General features: G+C 53.4%; 22 protein-coding genes and 1 riboswitch. Of the genes, 2 read left to right on the forward strand and 20 right to left on the reverse strand.

The features are described from left to right. Positions 1-6: 6 nt before the first annotated feature. The 6 genes from upp to FYJ60_RS05190 all read right to left on the reverse strand — a co-directional run bounded on the left by upp (position 7) and on the right by FYJ60_RS05190 (position 5063). Complete coding sequence (gene upp / locus FYJ60_RS05165; RefSeq protein WP_154457607.1) at positions 7-636, reverse strand: uracil phosphoribosyltransferase; 630 nt, start codon at positions 634-636, stop codon at positions 7-9. 81 nt (positions 637-717) lie between these two features. Continuing rightward, positions 718-1158, reverse strand: a complete 441-nt coding sequence (rpiB, locus tag FYJ60_RS05170; protein ID WP_154457608.1) for a ribose 5-phosphate isomerase B — start codon at positions 1156-1158, stop codon at positions 718-720. 21 nt (positions 1159-1179) lie between these two features. Continuing rightward, positions 1180-2232 carry an L-threonylcarbamoyladenylate synthase gene (locus FYJ60_RS05175; RefSeq protein WP_154457609.1) on the reverse strand — a complete coding sequence of 351 codons (1053 nt, stop codon included), beginning with the start codon at positions 2230-2232 and terminating at the stop codon, positions 1180-1182. Further along, positions 2233-2895 (reverse strand): GumC domain-containing protein, encoded by a 663-nt coding sequence (locus tag FYJ60_RS05180; RefSeq protein ID WP_154457610.1) that lies wholly within the window; start codon positions 2893-2895, stop codon positions 2233-2235. It abuts the gene before it with no gap. 20 nt (positions 2896-2915) lie between these two features. Then, the gene (locus FYJ60_RS05185; protein WP_154457611.1) at positions 2916-4580 is read right to left on the reverse strand and encodes a glycosyl hydrolase family 18 protein; all 1665 of its coding nucleotides are present in this window, start codon (positions 4578-4580) and stop codon (positions 2916-2918) included. Positions 4581-4907: 327 nt separating this feature from the next. Continuing rightward, positions 4908-5063 carry a hypothetical protein gene (locus tag FYJ60_RS05190; protein WP_154457612.1) on the reverse strand — a complete coding sequence of 52 codons (156 nt, stop codon included), beginning with the start codon at positions 5061-5063 and terminating at the stop codon, positions 4908-4910. Positions 5064-5199: 136 nt separating this feature from the next. Here FYJ60_RS05190 and FYJ60_RS05195 point away from each other — a divergent pair, with 136 nt between their 5' ends. After that, the gene (locus FYJ60_RS05195) at positions 5200-5469 is read left to right on the forward strand and encodes a hypothetical protein (RefSeq protein WP_154457613.1); all 270 of its coding nucleotides are present in this window, start codon (positions 5200-5202) and stop codon (positions 5467-5469) included. A 229-nt stretch (positions 5470-5698) separates the two neighbouring features. Then, positions 5699-6490, forward strand: coding sequence for an adaptor protein MecA (locus FYJ60_RS05200; RefSeq protein ID WP_235903338.1), 792 nt, complete (start codon positions 5699-5701; stop codon positions 6488-6490). Positions 6491-6621: 131 nt separating this feature from the next. Here the strand turns inward: FYJ60_RS05200 and FYJ60_RS05205 are convergent, their stop codons facing one another. From FYJ60_RS05205 to FYJ60_RS05270, 14 genes are all read right to left on the reverse strand, one after another. Next, positions 6622-6882, reverse strand: a complete 261-nt coding sequence (locus tag FYJ60_RS05205; RefSeq protein WP_154457614.1) for an HPr family phosphocarrier protein — start codon at positions 6880-6882, stop codon at positions 6622-6624. After that, entirely contained in the window at positions 6883-7848 is a 966-nt protein-coding gene (whiA, locus tag FYJ60_RS05210; protein WP_154457615.1) for a DNA-binding protein WhiA, read from the reverse strand. It lies immediately after the preceding gene. A 3-nt stretch (positions 7849-7851) separates the two neighbouring features. Continuing rightward, the gene (rapZ, locus tag FYJ60_RS05215) at positions 7852-8736 is read right to left on the reverse strand and encodes an RNase adapter RapZ (RefSeq protein ID WP_154457616.1); all 885 of its coding nucleotides are present in this window, start codon (positions 8734-8736) and stop codon (positions 7852-7854) included. A 25-nt stretch (positions 8737-8761) separates the two neighbouring features. Further along, positions 8762-9700 carry a UDP-N-acetylmuramate dehydrogenase gene (gene murB, locus FYJ60_RS05220; RefSeq protein WP_154457617.1) on the reverse strand — a complete coding sequence of 313 codons (939 nt, stop codon included), beginning with the start codon at positions 9698-9700 and terminating at the stop codon, positions 8762-8764. Between the two features lie 62 nt (positions 9701-9762). Further along, the gene (locus FYJ60_RS05225) at positions 9763-11274 is read right to left on the reverse strand and encodes a tetratricopeptide repeat protein (protein ID WP_154457618.1); all 1512 of its coding nucleotides are present in this window, start codon (positions 11272-11274) and stop codon (positions 9763-9765) included. A gap of 5 nt (positions 11275-11279) precedes the next feature. Continuing rightward, positions 11280-11462, reverse strand: coding sequence for a hypothetical protein (locus FYJ60_RS05230; protein WP_154457619.1), 183 nt, complete (start codon positions 11460-11462; stop codon positions 11280-11282). Between the two features lie 105 nt (positions 11463-11567). Next, positions 11568-12875 carry a bifunctional folylpolyglutamate synthase/dihydrofolate synthase gene (locus FYJ60_RS05235; protein ID WP_154457620.1) on the reverse strand — a complete coding sequence of 436 codons (1308 nt, stop codon included), beginning with the start codon at positions 12873-12875 and terminating at the stop codon, positions 11568-11570. A 50-nt stretch (positions 12876-12925) separates the two neighbouring features. After that, positions 12926-15577: a valine--tRNA ligase gene (locus tag FYJ60_RS05240; RefSeq protein WP_154457621.1), complete on the reverse strand. Its 2652-nt coding sequence runs from the start codon at positions 15575-15577 to the stop codon at positions 12926-12928. A gap of 432 nt (positions 15578-16009) precedes the next feature. Next, positions 16010-16196, reverse strand: a riboswitch (cobalamin riboswitch). 216 nt (positions 16197-16412) lie between these two features. Beyond that, positions 16413-17672 (reverse strand): L-rhamnose isomerase, encoded by a 1260-nt coding sequence (locus tag FYJ60_RS05245; RefSeq protein ID WP_330579116.1) that lies wholly within the window; start codon positions 17670-17672, stop codon positions 16413-16415. A gap of 104 nt (positions 17673-17776) precedes the next feature. Continuing rightward, positions 17777-19201, reverse strand: coding sequence for a rhamnulokinase (gene rhaB / locus FYJ60_RS05250; RefSeq protein ID WP_154457622.1), 1425 nt, complete (start codon positions 19199-19201; stop codon positions 17777-17779). A gap of 129 nt (positions 19202-19330) precedes the next feature. Continuing rightward, positions 19331-19981, reverse strand: a complete 651-nt coding sequence (gene recO, locus FYJ60_RS05255) for a DNA repair protein RecO (protein ID WP_154457623.1) — start codon at positions 19979-19981, stop codon at positions 19331-19333. Next, the gene (gene era, locus FYJ60_RS05260; protein WP_154457624.1) at positions 19978-20883 is read right to left on the reverse strand and encodes a GTPase Era; all 906 of its coding nucleotides are present in this window, start codon (positions 20881-20883) and stop codon (positions 19978-19980) included. Before era ends, recO begins: the two co-directional genes overlap by 4 nt. A gap of 12 nt (positions 20884-20895) precedes the next feature. Next, positions 20896-23817 carry an insulinase family protein gene (locus FYJ60_RS05265; RefSeq protein ID WP_154457625.1) on the reverse strand — a complete coding sequence of 974 codons (2922 nt, stop codon included), beginning with the start codon at positions 23815-23817 and terminating at the stop codon, positions 20896-20898. 20 nt (positions 23818-23837) lie between these two features. Continuing rightward, positions 23838-24662: an SseB family protein gene (locus FYJ60_RS05270; protein ID WP_154457626.1), complete on the reverse strand. Its 825-nt coding sequence runs from the start codon at positions 24660-24662 to the stop codon at positions 23838-23840. Positions 24663-24840: the final 178 nt, after the last annotated feature.

A 24840-nucleotide genomic window follows, 5' to 3' on the forward strand; every position in this document is an offset into this window, starting at 1 on the left:
GGCTTTTTATTTTGTGCCGAAAATCCGGTCCCCTGCGTCTCCGAGTCCCGGAACAATATATCCGTTTTCATTCAGATGGTCGTCCAGGGCGCCTACCACAATATCCACATCCGGATGCTCCTTCTGGAGTCTGGCCAGGCCTTCCGGTGCGGCGATAATGCAGAGGAAACGGATATTCCTGCACCCATGCCCCTTCAGCCGCTCAATGGCGTCACAGGCAGAACCGCCGGTCGCAAGCATCGGATCCACAACAAAGACATCTCTCTCCTCGATGTCCGCGGGAAGTTTGCAGTAGTATTCCACAGGCTTCAGCGTTTCGGGATCCCGGTACATGCCGATATGCCCGATTTTTGCGTTGGGAATCATTTCCTCCATGCCGGGAACCATCCCCAGCCCCGCGCGGAGAATCGGCACAATGGCAAGCTTCTTGCCCGCCAGCTTCTTCACCGTTGTCTTTGCGATCGGTGTCTCGATCTCCGTGTCTTCCAGCTCCAGATCCCTGGTGGACTCGTAGCACTCCAGCATGGCGATCTCTTCTACGATTTCACGGAACTCCTTTGTTCCGGTGTCCGACCTGCGGATAATTCCGATCTTGTGCTGAATCAGCGGATGATCCATGATTGTAAGTTTTCCCATCGTTTTTTCCTCCTGCCTGTATCTATTGTTTTTATGCCGTCATTTGCGGATTCCATGTTCTGTCAGGAACCTCTTCTGCTTTTATTCTCCGTAATATTTTTCCAGCTTTTCAATTCTCCTCTTGTGCCGCTCTTCACCCGAAAAAGGTGTGTCCAGGAACATATCGGTAATCATAAGGGCAAGCTCCGGGCCGATCACCCGTCCTCCCAGCGTCAGCACATTGGCATCATTATGCTCCCTGGTTTTCTGCGCCGAATAGCAATCCGAGCAGAGCGCCGCACGGATGCCCCGCATTTTATTCGCGGCAATGCACACGCCGATACCGGTCCCGCAGATCAGGATTCCCCGGCTGCAGGTCCCGTTTTGGATTTCCCTGCAGACAGCCTGCGCATAGTCCGGGTAGTCCACGGATTTTTCGCTAAAACATCCGCAGTCCTTATACTCCAGTCCTCTCTCGTCCAGATGCTTTTTGATTACCTGCATCATGGCATACCCGCCGTGGTCACAACCAAGTGCTATCATTTTTTCCTCCCTCATGGCTCTTCAGGCCTGTAAGATTTTATGCCCGGCCGCTTTAATCAGCCGGTTCATGACCGCTTCCCCAAGTTCCGGGGTCTCAAAGGACTCCGTGTAAATCAGATCCACGCCGTCTGCGTCAAAATCCCGGAGGATTTCATAGAGATGGCGGGCAATCGTCGCCTCATCCGCGCGCGAACCTACACAGCGCACATCTCCTTCCGGATATTCCTGCCTGCTCTCCGATGTGCAGATCACCCCGACCTTTTTCCCTTTGTCCAGATTTTCCCTGACAAGCCTGCGGATTGCCGCCGCAGCCTTCGCAGGTTCCCCTTCCACGATTGTCATGTCAGCTTTTGGCGCGTAGTGACGGTACCGCATGCCGGGAGCCTTCGGACGCACATGGACGTTCTCGGACTGAATACCGGGATCCACCCGCACCAGCCCGAGAACCTCCTCCAGCATTCTTTTATTCAATCTTCCCGGACGGAGAATGACCGGAACCTCCTCGGTGAAATCCACAATCGTGGACTCCACGCCGATCCGGACCTGTCCGCCGTCAATAATCATGTCAATTTTATCCCCCAGATCCTCCTCGACATGAGAAGCCAGCGTCGGACTGGGCCGCCCGGACGTATTCGCGCTCGGCGCCGCCACATAGCCGCCTGCCTGACGGATCAGCTCTCTGGCAATGGCATTATTCGGAAAACGAACAGCTACCGTATCCAGTCCCCCGGTTGTCTCCAGCGGGACAATCTCCGACTTCCGGAAAATCATGGTCAGCGGGCCGGGCCAGTAGGCAGAAGCAAGCCTCTCGGCAGCCTCCGGGACCTCCGTTACCAGCGGGTAGAGAGCCTTTTTGTCCGCGATATGGACAATCAGCGGATTGTCCGACGGTCTGCCTTTTGCCGCGTAAATCTTCCGGGATGCCTCCGGATCCAGCGCATTTCCGCCAAGCCCGTAAACCGTCTCTGTCGGAAAAGCCACAAGCCCCCCGGCCCGGAGAATCCGTCCGGCCTCCTCCAATGCCTCCTGATCCAGCGCGTCCTCTGACATTTTTACCAGCTTTGCACGACTCATTTAATTTTCTTCCTCTTCATGTGAAAAGAGATCATCCTCCGGCATATCGCTCACGATACGCTGAATGCTTTTATACGAATTCATGAACTGCCGCTGCACCTTGTTGAACATGTCCAGAACATGGTTCAGCTCTTCCTGCGCGGCATCGTATTTCTGCTTGCCCTCCCGGTTCTTCTCATCAATCTTGCGCTGTGTCTCCTCCAGCGTCTTCCTGGCATCCGCCTTCGCGTCCTCGCGGATGCGGGCAGCCTCCCGGTTTGCCTCCTCCAGAATTCTGGCCTTTTCTTCCTCTGCCCGGCGGTTCACTTCCTTGGCCTTTACCTTGGCCTCAAAGACCAGACTTCCGATAGTGTCGTAATTATCCACATAAGACTGATACTTTTCGCGGATATCCCTCTCCATGCGAAGGATCTCCTGATCCTTCTCATCCAGGGTTTTCTGAATCTCCGCCATCTGCGCGTCTTTTTCCGCCAGTTCCTTTTTGGTCTTTTCCAGTTCCTCCCGGACATCAGACAGCTCCTGCTCCTTGCTCTTGATGTCTGTCTCCAGCCTGTTTTTATCGGAATACGCGTCGTCCTGCAGCTTTTTTACCGCCGCATCCACTTCTTCTTTATCATAACCGCCCATCAGAGTGGTCTTGAACATGTCTTCTGCGTCTGCCATAAATAAGCACCCCTTTCTGCTTACTGCAAATATTTATTTATAATCTCCCAGATATCGTCCCTCTCAAAACCCAGCCTCCAGGAAGCGACTCCTGCCAGATCATATTTCCGGATCAGCTGCATCTTGGCCTCGACCGATTTTTCTTCCTCCATCCAGATGCTGTACGTAGCGTTCTCATCCGATGTGCTTCCGGTATACTGTCCTGCCTCCGAATCCCATGTCAGGGCAATGTTATGCTCCGACACAAACTGATCCGCCTGATCCATGCCGAAAGCCTCGCAGTTCAGTCCGGACTCTCCCGCATAGGCGGTCCAGCCCCGGCAGTAAAACGGAATCGCGTTGATCACCTGGGCCGCGGGGACTTCCTCCAGCGTGTCCGTGATCCCCTTCTCCACGAACGGAAGAGAGGCCACGCTCCCTGCCTCCTCCGAGGAAGCCGTGTGCTCGTCATAGCCCATGATGACAATATAATCACAGAACTTCGCCTGCTCCGCCCGGTTATAGTATTTTGTAAAGTCCGGCACATATTCGTCCACAGAGATCACCAGATTCTGCTTATGCGCGGCCACACACAGTTCCCTCAGGAACTGAAGGTACTGCGGAACCTGCTCCTCGGTGATCGTCTCTATGTCCACGTTGATGCCGTCAAAGCCGTTGTCCGAGGCGGACTGCAGCAGCTGGTCAATAATCTTCTGCCGAACAGCCTGTTTCTTCAGAAGCTCGCCGGAAGAAAAGTCTCCCCCGTAGACATCCTGGAGCGTCGGCCATACATCCATCCCGGCGGCATGCGCCTGCTGGACATACTCCGGAGACGCCAGGGAATTCAGATTTCCTCCCGCGTCCGCGTAGGTGAACCAGGTGGGAGAAATCGTGTTCAAACCGGCGGCGTTTGATGTAAGAGCGGAAAACTCCGCGTTATTGTCTGTGCTGCTGACATACTGCCAGGAGAGATTGATCTTATGGTCCAGCGAAATCCGGTCAAACTGGAACCGGGAATCCGTCGTGTGGGAAATGGCGCTGCTGTCCGCTTCCTCCAGATAAGTATCCTTGACATAACCCAGATACCCGTCTGAGGTGGAAACCTTATACCAGTCCCCCGCCCGCTCCAGGAGGACAACCAGATCGCCGGTCTTCACATAAGTAAGGATTTCCGCCTTCGGGCCTCCGCGGTACCGCACCTGCGTGTCAGCGGTCACCTTCTCCACCGAAAGGCCGCTCCATTTTGTCCTTGCCGTCACTCTCCATGGATCCGGAAGGATTTCCATGTCTATGTCCGAATTTTCCTGCACACATTCCGCGGAAATATACGGTGTCTGCCCATCCAGCAGGACGACACCGCTCCCGTCATCCGGCGTCCAGCTTTCGGTTCCCGCCGGAAGAGTCAGCAGCAGGCTGCCGCTGTCCTCCTCCCAGTAGAACGCGCTGTTCAGACTGCTCCAGACCATGGAATACGGCAGATAAACCTTTCCGTCACGGACAATCCCCTTGTCCTCCTGGATCGCGTCATTCACAATCACGGCCGCCTGGTCTTCGTTCTCCAGCCCGTAATAGTCCATCTTGTTCATCTCTGTCTTATTCAGAGAAGTCCGGTTATAAAGAACGACCGCCGCACCGAGGATTAATACCATGACTGCCAGGGTAAAAATGAGCGCCAGCGGCGATCTTTTTCTTTTTTTTCTGCTCATAAGATTCTATCACCAAAAGTTGCACATGCCGCCTGTCCCGGCACCTCCTGCAGTGTCCCTTTCCCGCCTCATTTCTCTGTCGGTTATCTATTGTAGCATGTCGGAAAATCGGATGCAACAAAGCCGCGGATGATGATAAACGGCTTGCTTTATGTCGTCCTGCGCCCTATAATAAAACCAGGCCGATAAACTGCAGTACCGTTCCGATAAGGAGGTGAGTCTTTCATCGTTTGGGAACAGGCGGACGTTTCTGTCGGTTTTTCGCATCAGTCTTTTCTGTACTATCTTTTCATTCAGCAATTCCCTGCTGCCACGCGGCGGCAATTTTCAGTTTTTATCACAAATAACCATCAACTGCTTCAGGAACACCACTGCATGGGCAGGTCGGATGCGGCCGGTCTCGGACAAAGACAGAGCTTTTTCATGCAAAAAACAGGAAAGGATCGCTTCTCCTTCTGTCGTCTGAACCAGTGCGGCCGTCATTTTCTCTGCCTGTCGGTCCCAAGCTTATTCTGAAGTCTGCGCCACCGGATACATCTCCAGCCCTGTCAGTCCCTCTGACTTTTTCTGCGGCTCTGTCCCTGTGGAAGCGGACGGATTCCTTAGGGGGAGGTGTGTTATGCAAAAAAAGCAATCAAACAGAACCCGGCTGAATAATGTTCCCGACCCGGATCTTGCGGAGGAAGAGGAAAGCCTGCTTCTGGAGCTGATCGGATACAGTCACAGGGGCGTTGATCTGACGCTGAACGGACACCGGAGGACACCGCTGCAGATCGCCCACACGGTCGTACACGACTGCGAAGACGGTGCTTCCTATATGCGGGACTACAGCACCGGTCCGGGAGGAAATGTGAGAAAAATCAACTTTACCAAAGTCCGGAAACTATAGCGGTATGTCCGGATAGGACGTCCGGCAGCGCATGCGTCCTGCGCCTGTTCCCTCCAAAGAATTCTGCTTTTAATCGTAAAATTTCAACCGGAAAACCCGGAATTGTGCCATGCACAGGTCCCCTGCGGTGCACAATCCGGGTTTTTCCGGCGTCCGGGTGCGCCCGGAACACGAATTCTTTTCTTTACAATCAGGACCCCTGTGGTTATACTGTGGGCGAGAGGATGTGATGAAGATGAAAATCGAAAAACTAAGTGAAAATCAGATCCGCTGCACACTGACCCATGAAGACCTGAACAGCCGGAATATCCGCCTGAGTGAGCTGGCCTATGGTTCTTCCGCCGCCAGGAAATTATTTCAGGATATGATGCAGGAGGCAAGAACCGCTGTCGGTTTTGATACCGGTTCCTCCCCGATTGTCATAGAGGCAATTCCCACTTCCAGAGACGCGCTGACACTGCTGATTACAAAGGTGGATGACCCGGAGGAGCTGGACGCCCGTTTCTCCCGATTCACCCGGTCTGAGGATTCTTCAGATTCCGGCAGCTATTTTCTGGGCGCAGATGATGTGATGGAGCTTTTTCAGCGGATCTACGAGGCGCGCTCATCGGCAGAAGCCGATAAAAAAGAAGCGTCCGCAGAGGCCATGCCGCTTTCCGGATCGGACGCCATACAGAAGGATGCCGGAAAGGAAAAGGGCGGAGACGTGGAAAAGGAACCCATCAATCTGGTGGAATCCTTCCATTTTGACACGCTCGACGATCTCATTCTTGCCGCGCACAATCTGGAGCGCTATTATTCCGGAAAGAACACGCTTTACCGCCGCCATGAAAATGGAAGGCAGTATCAGCTGATCCTCCATCAATCCGGCATGGAGCCGAAGGAATTCAATAAAATCTGCAATATTCTCTCCGAGTACGGCAGGGGCGAAAATTTTACGCCGGCCCAGGAAGCATTCCTGCGTGAGCACGGGGATGTCCTGATGGCGGATTCCGCCATCCAGCAGCTGGCAAAGCTGTAAGCAGCCGGAAACCGGCTTTCGGTTTCGGTGCGCGGTTCGGAAAATAGTGGAAAACAAAAGCGGAACAAAAGAAAAAAGCACCCCTGGAGGTGCTTTTTTCTTTTGTCCGTATTTGCCCCGGACCTTCTGTTTTATTTTTTATCCTTTGTCAGATACTCTTTCATGCTCTGAAGAGCCTTTTCTTCATCGGAGCCGTCTGCGGTGATGGTAACACGTTCTCCGTTGTCCAGACCAAGCGTCATCATTCCCATGATGCTCTTCGCATTCACGTTCCTGCTGCCGCTCTCCAGATGAATGGAGCTTTCGAACTGACTTGCTACCTGAACCAGCATAGCAATGGGCCGGGTCTCCAGTCCGCTGGCCAACTGAATAACGACACTGTCCTTAACCATCTATGTTTCCTCCTCGTGTGTCTCTCTCAGCCGATCCGCTATAGCGCTGAGCTTCCTCAAACGGTGATTGACACCAGATTTTCCTACAGGCGGATCAAGATACGTACCTAACTCCTGTAGAGTCGCTGTGGGATATTGTAACCGAACTTCTGCTATTTCGTCAAGTCTGTTTGATAATTTAGACAAACCTATTATCCTGTTTATGTACAAAATGTCCTCGATCTGTCTCGCAGCCGCTCCCGCCGTTTTCTCAATATTGGCCGTCTCACAGTTAACCCGGCGGTTCACATTGCCGCGGACCTCCCTGACCACGCGGATATTCTCATAATTCAGAAGGGATACCCTGGCATCCATCAGTCCGAGCAGGCTGCCGATTTCTTCGCTGTCTTTGACATATACGACAAAATAATTTCTCCTTCGGAATGTCCCCGGCCGGATGCCCAGGACATCCAGCAGAACCGAAACCTGCTCTGCCTGATAAGCGGTTCCGCACAGAATCTCAAACTGGTAGGAGCGGTCCGGGTCGCTGATTCCCCCGGAAGAAAGAAAGCATCCCCGCAGGAATGCCCTCCTGCAGCAGCCTCTCTGCAGGGGAACCTGATGGATCCAGACTCCTTCCCGGAACTCTTCCAGATGCAGCGCCTGCAGCAAGGCATCCGCCCGGTCCTTTCCGGCCAGAATCCGGAACCGGGATGTTTTCCGTCCTTTTCCACCATCCTGCCGCTCCAGCCGGACAGGTTCCCGGAAACAGCGGCGGATCAGGCGGAATGCCCGATCTGCCACAAAGGAATTCTCCGTATCCATCATAACAACTTCTTCCCCGTCCGCCTGCCGTCCGTCTGCTCCGGTTTTTCCCGCTGTCCTGTCTTGAAACAGGAACAGGGAGGTCAGTTCCGCAATCTGACAGTGTCTTCCCCCTCCTGTCTGTCTGCTCAGCTCTTCCTTTACTTCACTGGAAAAAGACATGGTTCATTCCTTTTTAAGAAAGCTGTCCTTCTGGATATCCCTGTGTTCGATCCGGATTCCATACTCATGCGAATCCTTCAGCCTGGAAAAAAGCTCTTCCGCCAGCGTCACCGAACGGTGCCTTCCCCCTGTACAGCCGATGGAGATGACCAGCTGCGTCTTTCCCTCTTCAATATAGTTGGGGATCAGAAAACGGATCAGGTCCTCCAGCTTGTCAATAAACTGCCCAGACACCTCATACTGCATGACAAAATCGTGAACCGGCCGGTCCTTCCCGGTCAGCTCCTTCAGCTCCGGGACATAATAGGGGTTTGGCAGAAAGCGGACATCAAAAACAAGATCCGAATCCGCCGGAATTCCATACTTAAACCCGAAAGAGAGAACCGTGATCATCAGGCTTCTGAAATCCTGATCCTGAATAAAAATCTTCTCCAGCTCTGTCTTCAGGTCCCTGGTCAGAAGCTGGCTGGTATCCAGAATATAATCCGCGTCTTTCTTCAGAAAGCCGACGGCTTCTCTCTCTTTGCGCAGCCCGTCCTGCACCCGGCCTCCGCGGGCAAGAGGATGGCTTCGCCTGGTCTCCTTATAGCGCTTGACAAGCGTCGTGTCGTCCGCGTCCAGAAACAGAATCCGGAACGGGATTCCCTTTTCTTTGAGATCCGCAAGAACATTCCGGAGATTGGAAAAATCGCTGCTCCGGATGTCCACGCCCATGGCGACGCCGGAAGCCTTGCCCTCTCCGCCCTCGCGGACCAGCTGGACAAATTTGTCAATCAACGGAACCGGGAGATTATCCACGCAGAAATATCCCATATCCTCCAGCATTTTCAGCGCAGTGGTTTTCCCTGCGCCGGACATTCCCGTTACCAGCACAAGTTCTGTTGCCATAACCCCCTCCTGTTCTGTCCGTCCTCTATTCTTCCGTCATCGGGTTTTCCTCAAAACCCAGGAACCGGATCTCCGGTTCCAGCAGAACGCCGGACTGCTTCTGCACGACAGACCTGACATGACGCATCAGCCGGCAGACCTGCTCCGCGGAGGCGTCTCCGCGGTTAATCACAAAACCGCAGTGTTTTTCAGAGACCTGGGCATCGCCGTCCCGGTATCCCCGCAGTCCGGCATCCATAATCAGTTTTCCCGCGTAATATCCCTCCGGGCGCTTAAACGTGCTTCCCGCGCTTCCAAACTCAAGCGGCTGCTTTGCTGTCCGGGCAGCCCTCAGTTCCTCCATCCGCGCCCTGACGGCTGTTCTGTCTCCCGGCTGCAGCTCTGCTTCTCCTTCCAGAACAATCCAGCCGGATTTCTGGACACGGCTGGTACGGTACCCCATATCCAGCTGATCCTCCGGAAGTTCAAGAAATTCCAGCCGGTCATCCAGAACCAGAAGCCCCTTTAACACATTTTTCAGTTCTCCGCCGTAGGCGCCGGCATTCATGGCCGCCCCTCCGCCTATTGTTCCCGGTATTCCGGACGCAAACTCCAGACCGGAAAGCGCGTTCCGTTCCGCCTCGGCGGCAATTTTTGAGAGCAGGGCACCTGCCTGCGCGCGGATTCTGTTCCCGCACACAGAAAGCTTCTGAAAATTATGGTCCAGCTGGATGACAACACCCCGGAAGCCGGAATCCGCAACAAGAAGATTGCTTCCGTTCCCCATCACAAACACGGGAAGCCCTTCCTCCCTGCAGAACTGCAGAACTGCCCGCACCCCTTCGGGATTGTCCGGAGTCACAAAGAAATCTGCAGGCCCTCCGATCCGGAAGGTTGTGTGCTTCTTCATAAGCTCCTGTTTTTTTACCTGGTCAGGTCCCGCGATCCGACACAACTCCTGAAATATCATTTCATCCATTTTCATTGCGGTATTCTGCTTCTCCCCCACGGCTTGTCTGCCGTCCGCAGGGAGCGCCCGCATGCCGCTTAACCTCCGTATCCGTTTTCGACGCCTGTACCGGCCGTATCTGTACCGGTTCCCGTAGTGTCTGTGCCTGTATCAGCCGTATCCGTACCGGTTCCCGTGGCGTCTGTGCCTGTACCGGCCGTATCCGTACCGGTTCCCGCCGTTCCCCCGGTGCTGCCAGTGGTTCCATCCGAAGCAGTACCCGACGCGCCCTGCCCCGAACTGCTTTCTTTTACGGTTCCTCCCAGTTGCTGGATCATGCCGGACGCGTAAGAGGAATAGTCCGTATCTGGCATGTTGTCAACAATCAGCTGCCAGGCCGTTATTGCCTTGTCCGTGTTTCCGGCATTGGTATAAGCATTTGCCAGAAGACTGATAATATCAAAATCATCCGCCTGGATATCAACCGCCTTCTGCAGAGATTCCGCCGCGGCCGCGTAATCTCCCTGGTAATAAGAATTTTCCCCGTCCTGCACATAGGAGTCATAGGCATTGCTTCGGGACGCGTCGTAAATGGTAGTGTACAGGTTTTTCGCGTCCGTGGAAAGCAGGGAGCTGTCTACATTCTGCAGCTGGTCGATCACATCCGTGTAGTTCTCGGATTCATAGGACTGATAGGCCTTCAGCAGCGCTTCATACGCTCCCGTTGTCGTCTCGGCACTGGACTGGTCCTGTGCAGCCTTATCCGCGGACGACTGTGACTCCTGTATCTGGCTCTGCAGGCCGGAGATTGTATTCGTCTGTTCGGCAATGGTATTGCTGTAATCCGTCAGCCTGCTGTTTGCATCCGCGGAAGCCCTGGAAACCGCGGCGGGAACTGCCAGAAAGAATACAGCCAGAACCCCGACCGCAATGCCGATCAGCAGATTCATCAAACTGACATAGGGAGGCGTTGCCCGGAAAAAGACATTTCTCCTTTTTACCCGGTCGGACTCGCTCTCCTCCAGCTCCTCTTCCCGGCGCTTTTTCCTGTTCTCCGCTCCCGTCTGCTCCTCCACTTCACGAAGGTAAAGGCGGGTCACAGGATTGCACACATCGACAGCCTCTGCTTTTTTCAGCGCGCGCCTGGCGGCGGAAAGCTTTCCGTTGTTGATCTCAATCAGAGCCATCAGCTGATAAGCCCTGACAAATTTCGGGTTCAGGACAACGGCTCTGCGCAGCCTGATCAGCGCAATATCATCATGCCCCTCCCGGCAGGAACGCAGTGCCTCATTATACCCGCGGATGCTCCGGTTTCTGTTCTGAAGCTCTCTCTGGTTTTCCCTGACTCTCCGGATATATTCGGAGGCGGGATTTCCGGCCGGTTTCAGATTGGAGCTGATAATCCACTCCTGCAGAGCGGCTACAGTCTCCCCCGTCTCCATATAAATCAGCCCGAGCAGATTTCTGGCGTCCGTAAAGGATCTGTCCAGGTGCAGGCAGATTCGGAGCTTTTCAGCTGCTCCGGACAAATCCCTGACCTTCGCGCGGTCCAGTCCCTGGTTATAATACCGGCGGGAAAGCTGCCGGATTCTGTTTTCTGCGTAGTCCATGCGGCTTACTCCTTGCTTTCCGTGGCTCTTCCCGCTTCTTCTGCCCTGTCCTCTCCGGCGTGCTCCATCCTGTTCTGCCGGAACAGGTCCAGAAGATCTGACATATCCTCATTCCGGATGGATTCCTCTACATTTTCCACATCCAGACAGGGAGTAAACTTCTTCAGTTCCTCTTCAAAATTCAACATGTTATACTCCTCCCGACCGGGCCGCATGCCCCTTTTTTACTCCCCCTGCCCCGCGGTCTTGCCTGTCCGCCAGGCGGACCGCAGGGGATGCATCTGTCCCTCTCGTCACTTCTTTGCCAGATGGCTTTTGATCTGCCCGGCCAGATACAGGGAGCCTACGCAGAAAAGCATACCGTCTCCCTTTCGGGAACACGCAAGGTCAAATGCCCTGCCGACATCCGGCTCCGAATATACTTCCTGCTGCCCTGCCCTGGCAAACTCTTCCGCCAGTATCTTCTCTGAAATACAGCGGCTTCCCTCAATCCGGGTCGTAATGACCCGTTCGGGATGAATCCCCTCCACAATCTCACGAATCATATCCGCATGATCCTTGTCCGATACGGCGGCAAAAAGAACGGTGATTTCATAATTTCTGTGAAATTGGGAAGCAGTCTTTACAAACTGGGCGATTCCGTCCGGATTATGGGCGCCGTCCACCACAACACCGGGCAGAACCGTCTCCATCCGGCATGGCCATACCATTTTGGAAATTCCTTCGGCAAGCCTGCCCGCCGGTATTCCATGATCCTTCTGCAGAATCAGCATGGTAAGAAAGGCCAGGGAAGCATTCATCATCTGATATTCCGCGATCTGTGGTATCTGCAGACGGAAAGTTTCTGCCTTTCCGCCGCTCTTCTCATCCCTCCAGGTAAAATCAAAGGCAATTCCCTCTGTTGTTGTGCGGACAGGACGGCAGCAGTCCTGCGTCAATTCATAGCACGGGCTGTCCAGTTCTTCTGCCCGCCTGCGTATCACTGCCGCGGCAGCCCTGTCATGGCCGTCAAAAATTACCGGGACCCCTTTTTTGATAATCCCTGCCTTCTCGCCGGCAATTTTCTCTGTCGTATCGCCGAGATACTCTGTATGATCCAGACTGATCGACGTGATCACGCATGCCATCGGATGACGGATGACGTTGGTCGCGTCCAGACGTCCGCCAAGCCCCACCTCCAGGATGATATAATCGGTATCCGCCTTTTGAAAAATCAGAACGGCCATCAGAAACAATGTCTCAAAATAAGTCGGATGGCTGCCGCCTTCCTGCAGGAATTCGTCGATCGCTTCTTTTACTTTTTCAAACGCCCAGAGAAAGGTATCATCATCCACCTCTTCCGTCCCGATCTGAAACCGCTCATTGATCCGTACCAGATGAGGAGAGGTAAAGAAACCGACCCGGTATCCGCCCTCCGCCAGCATGGCGCGGAGATAGGCGCAGACGCTTCCTTTTCCGTTTGTCCCGGCCACATGGATGATTTTTTTCCCGTTTTCCGGATGGCCCAGCTTGTCCAGCAGACGGTCGGTATGCGTCAGAGAAGTATCCGCCGCAAATTTACCGATTCCTTCAATATAATTGACCGCTTCCTCGTATGTCATCTTCCCTCTCCCCGCATCTTTCCCCTTGTCCCTTCCGGGAAACCGGATGCTTAAGCTCCAAGCTGGGCCAGACGCTCCTGCACCTGTGCCATCATGCTTCTGTATTTTTCAAGCTTAGCCTGTTCTTCCTCCACCTTGGCTTTGGGAGCCCGGCTCATAAATTTCTCATTTCTCAGCATTCCGTTTGAGCGCGAGATTTCTTTTTGCAGGCGTTCCTCTTCCTTCTTCAAGCGGGCGCGTTCTTTCTCCACATCCACCAGCTCCGCAAACGGAATATAGATTGTTGCTCCCGGAATGACCGCGGATATGGCATCGTCACCAATTCCGGCCTTATCCTTCTGCAGCATGGTGTGATCCGCTTTTGCCAGGAAGGAGAAGAAGCTCTCGGAGCGCCGGAAGGTGTCCAGAATTCCTTCATCCTCCGAAACCACAAATACATTGGCTTTCTTTCCCGGCGGTACCTGGAGAGACGTTCTGACATTGCGGATTTCGGTTACCGCGTCCTTAATCAGCTCCACGCCTGCCGCATCCTCCGGAAAACTCCAGCCTTCACGGAACACCGGCCAGGAGGCTGTCATAATCGTCTCCTCGTCCGGATTCAGTGTGCAGTAAATTTCCTCTGTAATAAACGGCATAAACGGATGCAGCAGCTTCAGCGCATCGGACAAAACCTGACGCAGAACCGCCAGCTTGCAGAGCTTTTCCTCCTCTGTCCCGCTGTACAGGACCGGTTTGGACATCTCAATATACCAGTCGCAGAATTCCTCCCAGATAAAATCGTAGACTTTCTGGACCGCGATCCCCAGTTCATATCGGTCCATATTGTCGGTGACATCCGCAGCCAGCTGGTTTACCTTATCCAGAATCCACCTGTCCGGAGCCGTAAGCCTCTCCGGATCAACGGTTTTCGGCACATCCCTTCCTTCCATATTCATAAGGATAAAGCGGGATGCATTCCACACCTTATTGGCAAAATTCCGGCTTGCTTCCACCCGTTCCCAGTAAAAACGCATATCATTTCCGGGAGCATTTCCTGTCATCAGGGTCAGGCGGAGGGCGTCCGCCCCGTATTTGTCAATAACCTCCAGCGGATCAATGCCGTTCCCCAACGATTTGCTCATCTTGCGTCCCTGGGAATCCCGCACCAGTCCGTGGATCAGGACATGATGGAAGGGAACCTTCCCCGTCTGTTCAATGCCGGAGAATACCATCCGGATGACCCAGAAGAAAATGATATCATACCCGGTTACCAGCACATCCGTGGGATAAAAATACTCCAGTTCCGGCGTCTTGTCCGGCCATCCCAGCGTGGAAAACGGCCAGAGTGCGGAAGAAAACCAAGTGTCCAGTGTGTCCTCATCCTGCTTAAAGTGATGTCCTCCGCATTTCGGACAGGTATCCGGCGCCCCGCCCCTGCGGACAACAATTTCTCCGCAGTCCTGACAGTAATAGGCCGGAATCCGATGTCCCCACCAGAGCTGGCGGGAAATACACCAATCCTTGATATTGTCCAGCCAGTGCTCATAGGTTTTTCCGTAATTTTCCGGAACGAAGGACAGCTCTCCTCTGTGGTAAGCATCCAGTGCCGCCTGTCCCATTTCCTTCATGCGGACAAACCACTGCGGCTTGATCATAGGCTCCACCGTCGTATGGCAGCGGTCATGCGTTCCTACCGCATGGGTGTGCGGGACCACCTTCACCAGAAGCCCCAGCTTTTCCAGATCCTCCACCATGGCCTTGCGCGCCTCATAGCGGTCCATGCCCGCATATTTTCCGCACCTGTCATTCATGGTGGCATCGTCATTCAGAATATTGATTTCTTCCAGCCCGTGCCGTTTTCCCACCTCGAAATCGTTTGGATCATGCGCGGGGGTGATTTTCACGCAGCCTGTCCCGAACTCCTTATCGACATATTCATCGGCAATAACCGGAATCTCCCTGTCTGTAAGCGGAAGCTTCAGCATTTTTCCGATCAGATGGCGGTATCTCTCGTCCTCCGGATTAACGGCAACAGCAGTATCCCCCAGAAGGGTTTCCGGACGTGTCGTTGCTATTTCTACATATTTTCCCGGTTCGCCGACAATCGGGTAATTGATGTGCCAGAAGAAGCCGTCCTGGTCCACGTGCTCCACTTCCGCATCGGACAGAGACGTCTGGCACTTCGGGCACCAGTTGATAATCCGGCTTCCTTTATAGATCCAGCCTTTTTCATAGAGACGGACAAAGACTTCCTCCACCGCTTTGGAGCAGCCCTCGTCCATGGTAAAACGCTCCCGTTCCCAGTCCGCGGAGGAACCCAGTTTCCGGAGCTGCTTCATGATCCGGCTTCCGTACTCGTCCTTCCACTGCCAGCAGTATTTCAGGAATTCGTCTCTGCCGATCTCGTGCTTGTCAATTCCTTTTTCCTTCAGCATGTTGGTAACCTTGACCTCTGTGGCGATTGCCGCATGATCGGTTCCGGGCTGCCAGAGAGCCTCATATCCCTGCATTCTCTTAAAGCGGATCAGAATATCCTGCATGGTATTGTCCAGCGCATGACCCATGTGCAGCTGCCCCGTGACATTTGGCGGCGGCATAACGATACTGAACGGTTTCTTATCCGGATTCACCTTTGCGTGGAAATATCCGTGATCCATCCATTTCTGATAGAGCCGGTCCTCCAGCCCCTTGGGATCATAGGTTTTTGCCAGTTCCTTACTCATAATTCTGATCATCCTCCCGAAGCTTCTATCCTGTCTGCGCCGGCATGGCGTTCCCTGTTCCAAGTACTGACATCGGTTACCCTGTCGTCACTTCTACCATAATAAAAGGGTACCCGATATTCGTCAAGAAAAGGATTCCTGAAAAAAGTGCAAAAAAAAGACCCCCGCGGGTCCTGTTCATTCCTGTTCTGTCTGTGTATGCCAGATGGGGTGTCGTCCTTCGGAGCCGGCCTTCTGCCAAGCGGAAAACCAGACCATCATTCTTTACATGCGGAGGAAAACGATGCGGTATAGACATCAAACCTGACTTCCGAAGTATTTCACCCTGCCGTTTAACCATGTATAAATTCCGTCAGGTTCCCGGCTGAGTGATTTACTCGTTCAGGCATTCCATATCGTACAGAAATGGATGGAAGACTTTTCACGGAAGCTTCAGCCCTCACTCATCAGGCAGGTTTCCTGGCTTACGGATCGACGCTCCTGTGTGCCTTCTCGCATGCACCGCATACAATGGCATATTACACATTACTCCCCGCTTACAGTGACCGGATCGTCCGGGATTCTCACCCGGTTCCCTCTCGGCAGCGACAACTGCCTCACCTGAAAAGTTGATATGGAATTCATACACAACCATACGATAGCACAGAGGACTGTACCTGTCAAGAGACCGGCGGGCATACCGCTGTCCTCTATAAGCCCTCCTCTGCCGCGCTTCTCGCCAATTCGGAGCGGATGATGCTGTCTTCGTAAACGGCAGCAAAACAGACACGGACAGGATGGCAGAAGCTCTTTGTTCTGCCATCCTGTCCGTAAAAAAGATATTTTTCTATTTCTTTCAGCGTTTCGACTGCACGTCCGCCTCGTATTTGCGGATCTCATCGAACCAGCCCTCTGCGGGAGAGCCGCATACTTCGTTGTAGTAATCCCACACAAAACCGAAGGGCAGGATTCTTGCCGCTTCCTGGTCCACCATCAGCTGGGTGAAATTCCCCGCGTCCTGCAGCTCTTTCAGATGGTCGTTCGGCAGCAGCATGGCATTGAGCATCGCCTTCTGCCAGCTCCGGAACCCGACTGTCCACGCGGAAACACGGTTGATGCTGGCATCAAAATAATCCAGTGCCATGTGCACTCTGTTCACTGCATGATTGCGGACAATCTCCTTCGCCATCTCCTTTGTCTCGTCATCAAACAGGACGACATGGTCGGAGTCCCATCTGACCGGACGGGTGATGTGCAGGGCAATTTCCGGGAAGAAGCACAGCAGCGCCGGAATTTTATCGGAAACAACCTCTGTGGGATGGTAATGCCCGTTATCCATCAGCGGCATGCATTTGTCGCGGTTAAATGCAGCGTAGCTGAGCGCAAACTCAGCGGAACCGGAGGTGTAGGATTCTACCCCGATGCCAAAAACCTTGGACTCCACGGTCGGTTTTACCTTGCTGAAATCGTAGGGCTCCGAAAGGATCTGGTCAATCGAATCCTTGTAGCGCATTCTGGGACCCATGCGGTCTGCGGGAATATCCTTCAGCCCGTCTCCCGTCCATATATTCATAACCGTGGGCACGCCGGTCTGCTCCGCAAAATAATTGGAAATGCGGACACAGCATTTTCCATGCTCAATCCAGAACTTCCGCACGGATTCATCCGTGCTGGACAGGTTCATGCCGTCCGCGCCGACAACCGGGTAAGAGAAAAACGTCGGGTTAAAATCAATCCCCATTTTGTGCTCTTTTGCGAAATCCACCCATTTCTGGAAATGCTTCGGCTCCAGCTTGTCTCTGGTTACGGTCTTCCCGTCCTCAAAGATCGCGTAGCTGGCATGGAGGTTCAGCTTTACCTTACCGGGAACCAGGGACATCACTTTTTCGATATCCTGCATCAGCTGTTCCGGCGTTTTTGCCCTTCCCGGATAGTTTCCGGTTGTCTGAATGCCTCCCGTAAGCGGACCGTCCTGATCAAAGCCGGTCACATCGTCCCCCTGCCAACAGTGCAGGGAAACCGGAACATTTTTCAGCGTCTCGATGGCCTGATCGGTATCCACACCGTATTTCGCGTACTCTTCCTTCGCGATTTTATATTTCTCTTCTACAGTCACGTGATAATCCTCCTTTTTTTCTTTTCATAAATGGAATCTTTCTGCCGCATGCGCGCGGGGTCGTTTATACATAGGCAGCCACAACAGGTACGAGGCGCAGTCCTTTACTGGCGGACCGACCCGTCCGGATTGTAGACCTTGATGCCGAAGGAAGCGTGAATATTGTCTCTCGCCTCTTCCACACTCTTAAACTCTCCTGACTTCAGCATCTGCGCCGTGATGTTTCCGATGGCGGTTCCCTCGCCGGGACCGGCGTGGATTTCTTTCTTTGTCGCCCTGGCCGTCAGACGGTTCAGGTAATCCGCATTGGAGCCTCCACCAACAATATGAATGCGGGAATACGTCCTTCCGGTAAGCTCCTCCAGTTCCCCGGCTGTCTTCGCATAGCAGTCAGCCAGCGAAGTATAGATCACCGTCGCCAGCTGCCCGAAGTTCTCCGGCACTCTCTGACCAGTTCTTCTGCAGTAGTCCTTAACCTCCTCCGTCATATTATCCGGGGAAAGGAAACAGTCGTCGTTGCAGTCCACGCGGGACGGAAAATCCTTCTCTTCTTCCGCCATATCGCAGATCTCGGAGAAGCTGTACTGATCGTTCACCTCGTGGCGGACGGACTGAATCATCCAGAGTCCCATGATATTTTTCAGATAGCGGAACCTGTGGTCATAACCGCCCTCGTTGGTAAAATTCATCTCACAGCTTTTTCTGGAGGTGTCCGCCTGTTTTCTCTCCACGCCCATCAGAGACCAGGTACCGGAGCTGATATAGATAAAATCGTCATCGTTCGCCGGAACCGCAAGAACTGCGGATCCTGTGTCATGCGTACAGGGAACGACAACTTCCAGATCATACCCGATTTCTTCTGCGACCTCCGGACGCACACTGCCCAGGCTGGTTCCCGGCATAACCACCTTCTGGAATATTTTTCTGGGATAGCCAAGCCGGTCGATCAGTTCCCAGTCGTAATCATTGGTTTTCGCGCTGATCAGCTGACCGGTCGTGGCTTCCGTGTATTCGTTCACCTTTTGCCCTGTCAGAAGGAAATGGAAATAATCCGGTGTGTAGAGCAGGGTTTCCGCCTTCTCCAGATAATCCGGATGCGTTTTCTTCACCGCCATCAGCTGATAAACGGTATTGAAGATAGCCTTCTGGATGCCGGTGCGGGAGTAAAGCTCATCCAGGGAGATGATTTTATAAACCTCCTCATCCATACCTTCTGTCCTGTGGTCCCGGTAGCCGACATAATTTCCGATCGGTTTGTCCTCCTTATCCAGCAGGACAAAGTCCACACCCCAGGTATCCACGCCCACACTGCAGGGAATTTTCCCGATCTCGCGGCATTTCTTCAGCCCGGTGATGACCTCTCTGAAAATACGGTCATGCTCCCAGCAGAGCTCCCCGTCTTTTTTCACCATCCCGTTCTGAAAACGATGAACCTCCTGAAGCTGCATCTTCCCGTTTTCCATCCATCCGAGCATGACACGGCCGCTGGACGCTCCCATATCCACTGCTGCGTAATACTTCGTCTCCATTGTAAAACCTCCTTTGCACTTACGTGCTTCCTTCATTGATAATAACTGCTGTACATATAAAATAGAAGAACCCTTTTTGTCCAAAAAAGGTCCTCTCTTGCATAAACGTAAGTCTGAACCCGCACCCGGTCAGTGTGCCGTGATCTGTTCCAGGATTTCCCTGCTTTTCAGCGGCCGATCCAGAATTTTCTTCATATGACGGTTCAGTTTTTTTTCCAGCTCTCTCAGCACTTCCTCCTTTACCTGGAAGGTAAATAGCTTTTCCAGCGGACTGTACATGATGTACCGGATGGTATAGAGGACGCCCGGGGCGGCATGCTCCGTTTCCGGGGCGTACTCACCGTTGATGGTCATCAGACGCAGCTCAAAAATACGCCTGACCAGTCTGTCATCCAGGTTTGGATTCAGAAGCGCCTTCATGGACAGATACAGAAGGTTCAGCATATCGGTGGCATCCAGCCCCTCTCTTCCGTAGTATCCGGCAAATTCCAGGAAATAATATCCGTAATAGACACCGGGGATTTCTCCGGCCAGCTCTGTAAAATAGTTCCGGATGTCGGTTCCGGTAAGGTTATAGGATGTCCTTCCGGCAATCACCGTAAAGGAACCGAAAACAAACGGGTTGGCCGCTGCCATCAGGACGCTGTTCTGTCTTCTGGCCCCTCTGGCAAAGGCACTTATTTTCCCCAGCTCCCGCGTCAGAATGACCACCCTTTTATCATATTCCCCGATGGGCGCGGCAGACAGTACCATGCCGGAAACGGTTAAGGTATCACTCATAGTTCTTTTTTATCATATCCGTAATTTTTCAGCAGGATATCGCTCTCCCGCCAGTCCTTACGGACCTTGACCCAAAGCTTGAGGTTGACATGGCCGTCCAGCATTTTTTCGATATCCTGCCTGGCCTCTGTCCCGATTTTCTTGAGCATGGCCCCGTTTTTGCCGATAATGATTCCCTTGTGCGATTCTCTCTCACAGATGATTACCGCTTCGATATCCGTGACGCTTCCGTCCGGACGCTCCCGCATTTTTTCGATCACCACGGCAATCCCGTGGGGAATCTCCTGCCCCATGGACCGAAGCGCCTTTTCCCGGATCATCTCCGCCGCGATCTGCCTGACGGGCTGGTCGGTAATGGTATCCTCGTCGAAGAAACGGGGGCCTGTCGGCAGCACCGCGAAAACCGCGTCCAGGACCAGGTCCAGGTTGGTGCTGTGAAGAGCGGAAACCGCTACCGTGTCAGCAAACCGGCAAAGTCCCCGGTAGGCCTCCATGGTTTTGGCAACCTCTTCCTTTCTGCAGCGGTCCGTCTTGTTAATAACCAGGATGACCGGAAGCCCCGACCGGCCAAGAAGCCCCGCTATGTGCTGCTCCGCGGCGCCCACAAAATCCCCCGGCTCAATCAGCCAGAGGACCGCGTCCACATCTTTCAGCGATTTTTCCGCGGCGTCCACCATGTACTCGCCCAGGCGGTTTTTGGCCTTATGGATCCCAGGCGTATCCAGAAACACAATCTGCCCGCGCGCGTCATTATAGACGGTGCGGATCCGGTTTCTGGTCGTCTGGGGTTTTCTGGACGTAATGGCAATTTTCTGCCCGATCAGGTGATTCATCAGCGTGGACTTGCCGACATTCGGCCGGCCGATCATGGCCACATACCCGGATTTTAACTGTTCTGCCATAGCTCTCCTTCTTCAGCCCTGAACCAGCGGCCGGATGACCGAAAGCACATCTCCGTCTTTTTCCAGGACGGATTCGCTTCCGATGACACAGCGGTTATCCGCGTCGAGAACTGCCTGCGCGGCAGCCGACAGCTTCCGGATATCCTCCGGCCGGGCATCCAGCACTTCCTCCCGCTCCTTCTGAAAATCCGCTTCCGTCAGTCCCGCAAACCAGGATGTCATGGCCAGATCTCCCTTTGCGGCGGCATTCAGGGGTGTATCCAGCTCGCTGATCGCACCGATGATATATTTTGTCATGGTACGCTCATCCGCCTGAAAATTCTTCAGATAATCCGGAAGCCCCCGGTAAACCTCAAGCGTGCGTTTCAGATGCGGATCGCGGTAAGAGACCAGATAGCTCTCCCCGGATCTCCGGAACGCGCTCATGCAGCCGTAAGCTCCTCCCAGCACCCGCAGATTCATCCACAGATAGTCATAATTCAGAATCACGCGGAGAATGCGGAAGGCGCCCGTATATTCACATCCGGCCGCCCGGAAATTTCCGGTCTGGGCGACATACTGCACCTGCCCGGAGGTTTTGAAGCCCTCATTTTTCTGCTCCGGTCTCCAGGTAAAGGCACCCTTTCTGCAGGGAGACGCGCAGAGGCTTTTTTTCAGAAGCTCCACCTGCTCCGCGGCCCCGTCGAATCCGCTGTCATCTGCCGTCAGGCTGACATACAGGTTTTCCGGGCGGAACAGAATCTTCATCAGCTCCTGCAGCTTTCCGACAAGTGCTTCCTTCTCTGAATCAAAATTCTTCTCCAGATTTTCAATCAGACGATAGAACTCGATTCCCCCGGTCCGCTCCGACCAGGCGCCCAGAAAGGACTGGCTTGCCTGCGCACGGCGCACGGCAGAGGAATGGCCGGCTGCCGGAATCGACTGCTGCATGCCGGATTTAATGCCTGCCACAATCTCATAGAGCCGTTTGGTGTCGTCCAGACAGGAGCGGCAGAGAATTTCCTGAATCATCCGGAACACGAACTCCTGCTGCGGCAGAAGATATTTCGCGCTTACCGTAAACATCCGGTAACCTTTGTTGTTATCCCTTCCTTTATCCACCTGGAGGCTCTGCAGGGCAAAGCTGATACCTCCTGTACTGGCATTGATCTCATGGAACAGCTCCCCGTAGGAGTAGTTTTCTGTCCCGATCATCCCCAGGACGCCCCGCAGCAGTCCCAGATACGGAACCAGGTCATCCGGAACCTGCTCCGTATTGAACATCAGCCGCAGGTAGCCGATCCCGTTGGTATCATATTTTTCCTTCAGAAAAACAGTCTCCCCGACCCGGCACTCCTGTGTGCAGAGATGCAGGTCCGCGCTTCTGCTGATATCCGAGCGTTTCAGGACGGGAAGGGAATCCATCGCCTCCGGAGAATCCGGAGCCTCCTGGTAAGCCTTCAGCTCCTCGGTCTCCTTGATGATCTCGCTGATCTGGTCCGGTGTAAGGGAAGCCTTCTTTTCCGCCAGCTTCCGCGCTGTCCCGGCGTCCTGCTCCGCCGCCAGCCCCCGCTTCGGAACAAGTGTCACCACCGCGGCATGCGGATTCTGCAGAAGCCATTTCCGGATCAGCTGCTCAAAATAATCGGTCTGCGCCTTCTGCTTGAGAGTCTCAAACACCTGCAGCTCCTTCAGATAATCAAAGGGCTTTTTCCAGTCATAGAGCCAGCTGTCAAACATATCCAGCACATAGAACAGTCCCTTGGGGAAGGATGCGTAATCTGCCTCGCGGAACCGGAACTCGTAATAGTTAATTCCGGAATACAGGGCTTTCTTCGGAATCCCGCTGACGGTCAGTTCCTCCAGCGTATCCCGGATAATCTTCAGGAACCTGTCTTTGTCCTTTTCGTTGGCATTCTGGGCGATGATGCTGAAGAAGGGCTGCAGGGTTCCGTCATTATAGGCGCCCTCCACATTTTTGCAGATGCCGGAGTCCAGAAGAGCCTGTTTGACAGGCGCCCCGGGGGCGTCCAGCAGGACATATTCCAGAATGGAAAAAGACATATTAAGCAGGGTATCCGAATAGTCTCCTACCACAAAGCTCTCGGAGAGATAGGTGTTATCCTCTACCGGCTCGTCCTCCAGGACAGGATATTCCATGGAGACATCGCAGTTTCCGGAAAGCGGTTTCTGGAAAGGAATCTCCGAATCCACGGAGATCCTGTCAAATGCGCCCAGATAGGCCTGATCCAGCCAGCGCAGCTTCTCCTCCATATCCATGTTTCCGTAGAGGCAGATATAGCAGTTGGACGGATGATAATATTTTCTGTGGAAATCCAGGAACTCCTCGTAGGTCAGCTCCGGAATTTCTTCCGGGTCGCCGCCGGACTCCACCCCGTAGGGCGTGTCGGGAAACAGATGATTTAAGACCGCGCGGTTCAGAACCTCCTCCGGAGAAGAGAAAGCCCCCTTCATTTCGTTATAGACCACGCCGTTATAGGTAAGAGGATCGGACTCCTTTTCCATCTGGTAGTGCCAGCCCTCCTGCCGGAAGATTTTTTCATTCCTGTAAATGTTCGGATAAAAGACCGCATCCAGATAGACATCCATCAGGTTCTGAAAATCCGTGTCATTGCAGCTGGCAACCGGATAGACCGTCTTGTCCGGATACGTCATGGCGTTCAGGAATGTATTCAGCGACCCCTTTGCCAGCTCCACAAACGGGTCCTTCAGCGGAAACTTTCTGGAGCCGCAGAGCACCGTGTGCTCAATAATATGGGCTACACCGGTAGAATTTTTCGGCGGGGTCCGGAAACCGATGGTAAACACCTTGTTTTTATCATCATTGGCCAGCAGGGCAATCCTGGCCCCGCTTTTTTTGTGAACCAGAAGAGAAGCATCCGAGTGTACGTCTTCAATTCTCTCCTGACTGATCAATTCGTAAGCATCCAGCATGCACGCGCTCTCCTCTCTGCTTATACATTGGCATACCGCACCTTCATCTGCTTCAGCTGCTCTCTGTTCAGACGGAGATTGAATCCACCCGGATTGATGACCACGCCCTCTGCCTTGGGCACCAGAAGCTTCTCCAGATAATCATAGCCTGTCGGCCCGATCTGAAGACGCCTTCCCGTCGTTTTCGCGTTGAAGCTCTTGAACTCCGTGAGATCCGTGTAAACCGGCTGGAAGAATTTCCCGTCCTTTGTCTGCACCATGGGAATTTTTACCTTTCCCTGCTGCTCCTTGTTCTGCGGGTTCCACTCCCCGGGCACGTCCGTCGTGTCAAAGGAGATAATCAGGCGGGCATGAAAGAGATTATGAACCATCTCCTCCTCCATTCCCTGAAGACGTTTTGCCTCTTCCGGCGTGCGCTTCACCGGACGGCTCAGTTCCTGCATGAAATAAAGGCCGGTCAGCTGAAGCTCCGGATTCGCCCTGGGAATCACGTCCTGTTCCAGTTTCTCCATATCCGGCTTTTCCGCAAGCTTGTCCAGTTCCACGGTGACAGGAGCTCCCTCATCCTGGACAACAACAGCATTTACGCTGTAAAGATAAAGACTTTTCAGGGCCGCGTCCAGTTTTTCCTGCGGGATCTGGACGGCCTGCAGCAGAATCTTATTCTGCGTATAGGGCACCGCAAATTTCTGCGCCGCTGCAGCACTGGTGAAAAGATAGACCTGGTCGTTAAACGTTTCGTCGTCACACTCAATAAAAGGACGGTGTGTGAACCCCGAATAAAGCATGAAGATTTCCTTAAATGTACGGATCCTGTGGATCATAAAACTATTATCTACTACCATAATAATTCCTTTCTCTGATACGCTTTCTACAGTATAACATGCAGATTTCACCTTCGCAATTCTTCAGGCTTTCTTCCGAGCCGTGTCATTCCATCAGCTCGGGAAATCAGCTCATGAAAGTATTTTTTGCGGAATATGACATCTGTATTCAGGAAACGGTCAAACAGGAACCGGAAAT

Origin of the sequence: Bilifractor porci (assembly GCF_009696005.1) — a bacterium.
In the GTDB taxonomy this organism is placed as follows: Bacteria; Bacillota; Clostridia; order Lachnospirales; family Lachnospiraceae; genus Bilifractor; species Bilifractor porci.

Excerpts from the sequence above, each read along its gene's own strand:
- FYJ60_RS05225 (WP_154457618.1), bottom strand. The coding sequence starts at position 11,274 with ATGGACTACGCAGAAAACAGAATCCGGCAGCTTTCCCGCCGGTATTAT.
- FYJ60_RS05190 (WP_154457612.1), bottom strand. The coding sequence starts at position 5,063 with ATGACGGCCGCACTGGTTCAGACGACAGAAGGAGAAGCGATCCTTTCC.
- upp (WP_154457607.1), bottom strand. The coding sequence starts at position 636 with ATGGGAAAACTTACAATCATGGATCATCCGCTGATTCAGCACAAGATC.
- rapZ (WP_154457616.1), bottom strand. The coding sequence starts at position 8,736 with ATGGCAACAGAACTTGTGCTGGTAACGGGAATGTCCGGCGCAGGGAAA.
- murB (WP_154457617.1), bottom strand. The coding sequence starts at position 9,700 with ATGAAAATGGATGAAATGATATTTCAGGAGTTGTGTCGGATCGCGGGA.
- FYJ60_RS05230 (WP_154457619.1), bottom strand. The coding sequence starts at position 11,462 with ATGTTGAATTTTGAAGAGGAACTGAAGAAGTTTACTCCCTGTCTGGAT.
- recO (WP_154457623.1), bottom strand. The coding sequence starts at position 19,981 with ATGAGTGATACCTTAACCGTTTCCGGCATGGTACTGTCTGCCGCGCCC.
- FYJ60_RS05270 (WP_154457626.1), bottom strand. The coding sequence starts at position 24,662 with ATGGTAGTAGATAATAGTTTTATGATCCACAGGATCCGTACATTTAAG.
- rpiB (WP_154457608.1), bottom strand. The coding sequence starts at position 1,158 with ATGATAGCACTTGGTTGTGACCACGGCGGGTATGCCATGATGCAGGTA.
- FYJ60_RS05175 (WP_154457609.1), bottom strand. The coding sequence starts at position 2,232 with ATGAGTCGTGCAAAGCTGGTAAAAATGTCAGAGGACGCGCTGGATCAG.
- FYJ60_RS05200 (WP_235903338.1), top strand. The coding sequence starts at position 5,699 with ATGAAGATGAAAATCGAAAAACTAAGTGAAAATCAGATCCGCTGCACA.
- whiA (WP_154457615.1), bottom strand. The coding sequence starts at position 7,848 with ATGTCTTTTTCCAGTGAAGTAAAGGAAGAGCTGAGCAGACAGACAGGA.
- FYJ60_RS05185 (WP_154457611.1), bottom strand. The coding sequence starts at position 4,580 with ATGAGCAGAAAAAAAAGAAAAAGATCGCCGCTGGCGCTCATTTTTACC.
- FYJ60_RS05180 (WP_154457610.1), bottom strand. The coding sequence starts at position 2,895 with ATGGCAGACGCAGAAGACATGTTCAAGACCACTCTGATGGGCGGTTAT.
- era (WP_154457624.1), bottom strand. The coding sequence starts at position 20,883 with ATGGCAGAACAGTTAAAATCCGGGTATGTGGCCATGATCGGCCGGCCG.
- FYJ60_RS05265 (WP_154457625.1), bottom strand. The coding sequence starts at position 23,817 with ATGCTGGATGCTTACGAATTGATCAGTCAGGAGAGAATTGAAGACGTA.
- FYJ60_RS05240 (WP_154457621.1), bottom strand. The coding sequence starts at position 15,577 with ATGAGTAAGGAACTGGCAAAAACCTATGATCCCAAGGGGCTGGAGGAC.
- FYJ60_RS05235 (WP_154457620.1), bottom strand. The coding sequence starts at position 12,875 with ATGACATACGAGGAAGCGGTCAATTATATTGAAGGAATCGGTAAATTT.
- FYJ60_RS05195 (WP_154457613.1), top strand. The coding sequence starts at position 5,200 with ATGCAAAAAAAGCAATCAAACAGAACCCGGCTGAATAATGTTCCCGAC.
- rhaB (WP_154457622.1), bottom strand. The coding sequence starts at position 19,201 with ATGGAGACGAAGTATTACGCAGCAGTGGATATGGGAGCGTCCAGCGGC.
- FYJ60_RS05205 (WP_154457614.1), bottom strand. The coding sequence starts at position 6,882 with ATGGTTAAGGACAGTGTCGTTATTCAGTTGGCCAGCGGACTGGAGACC.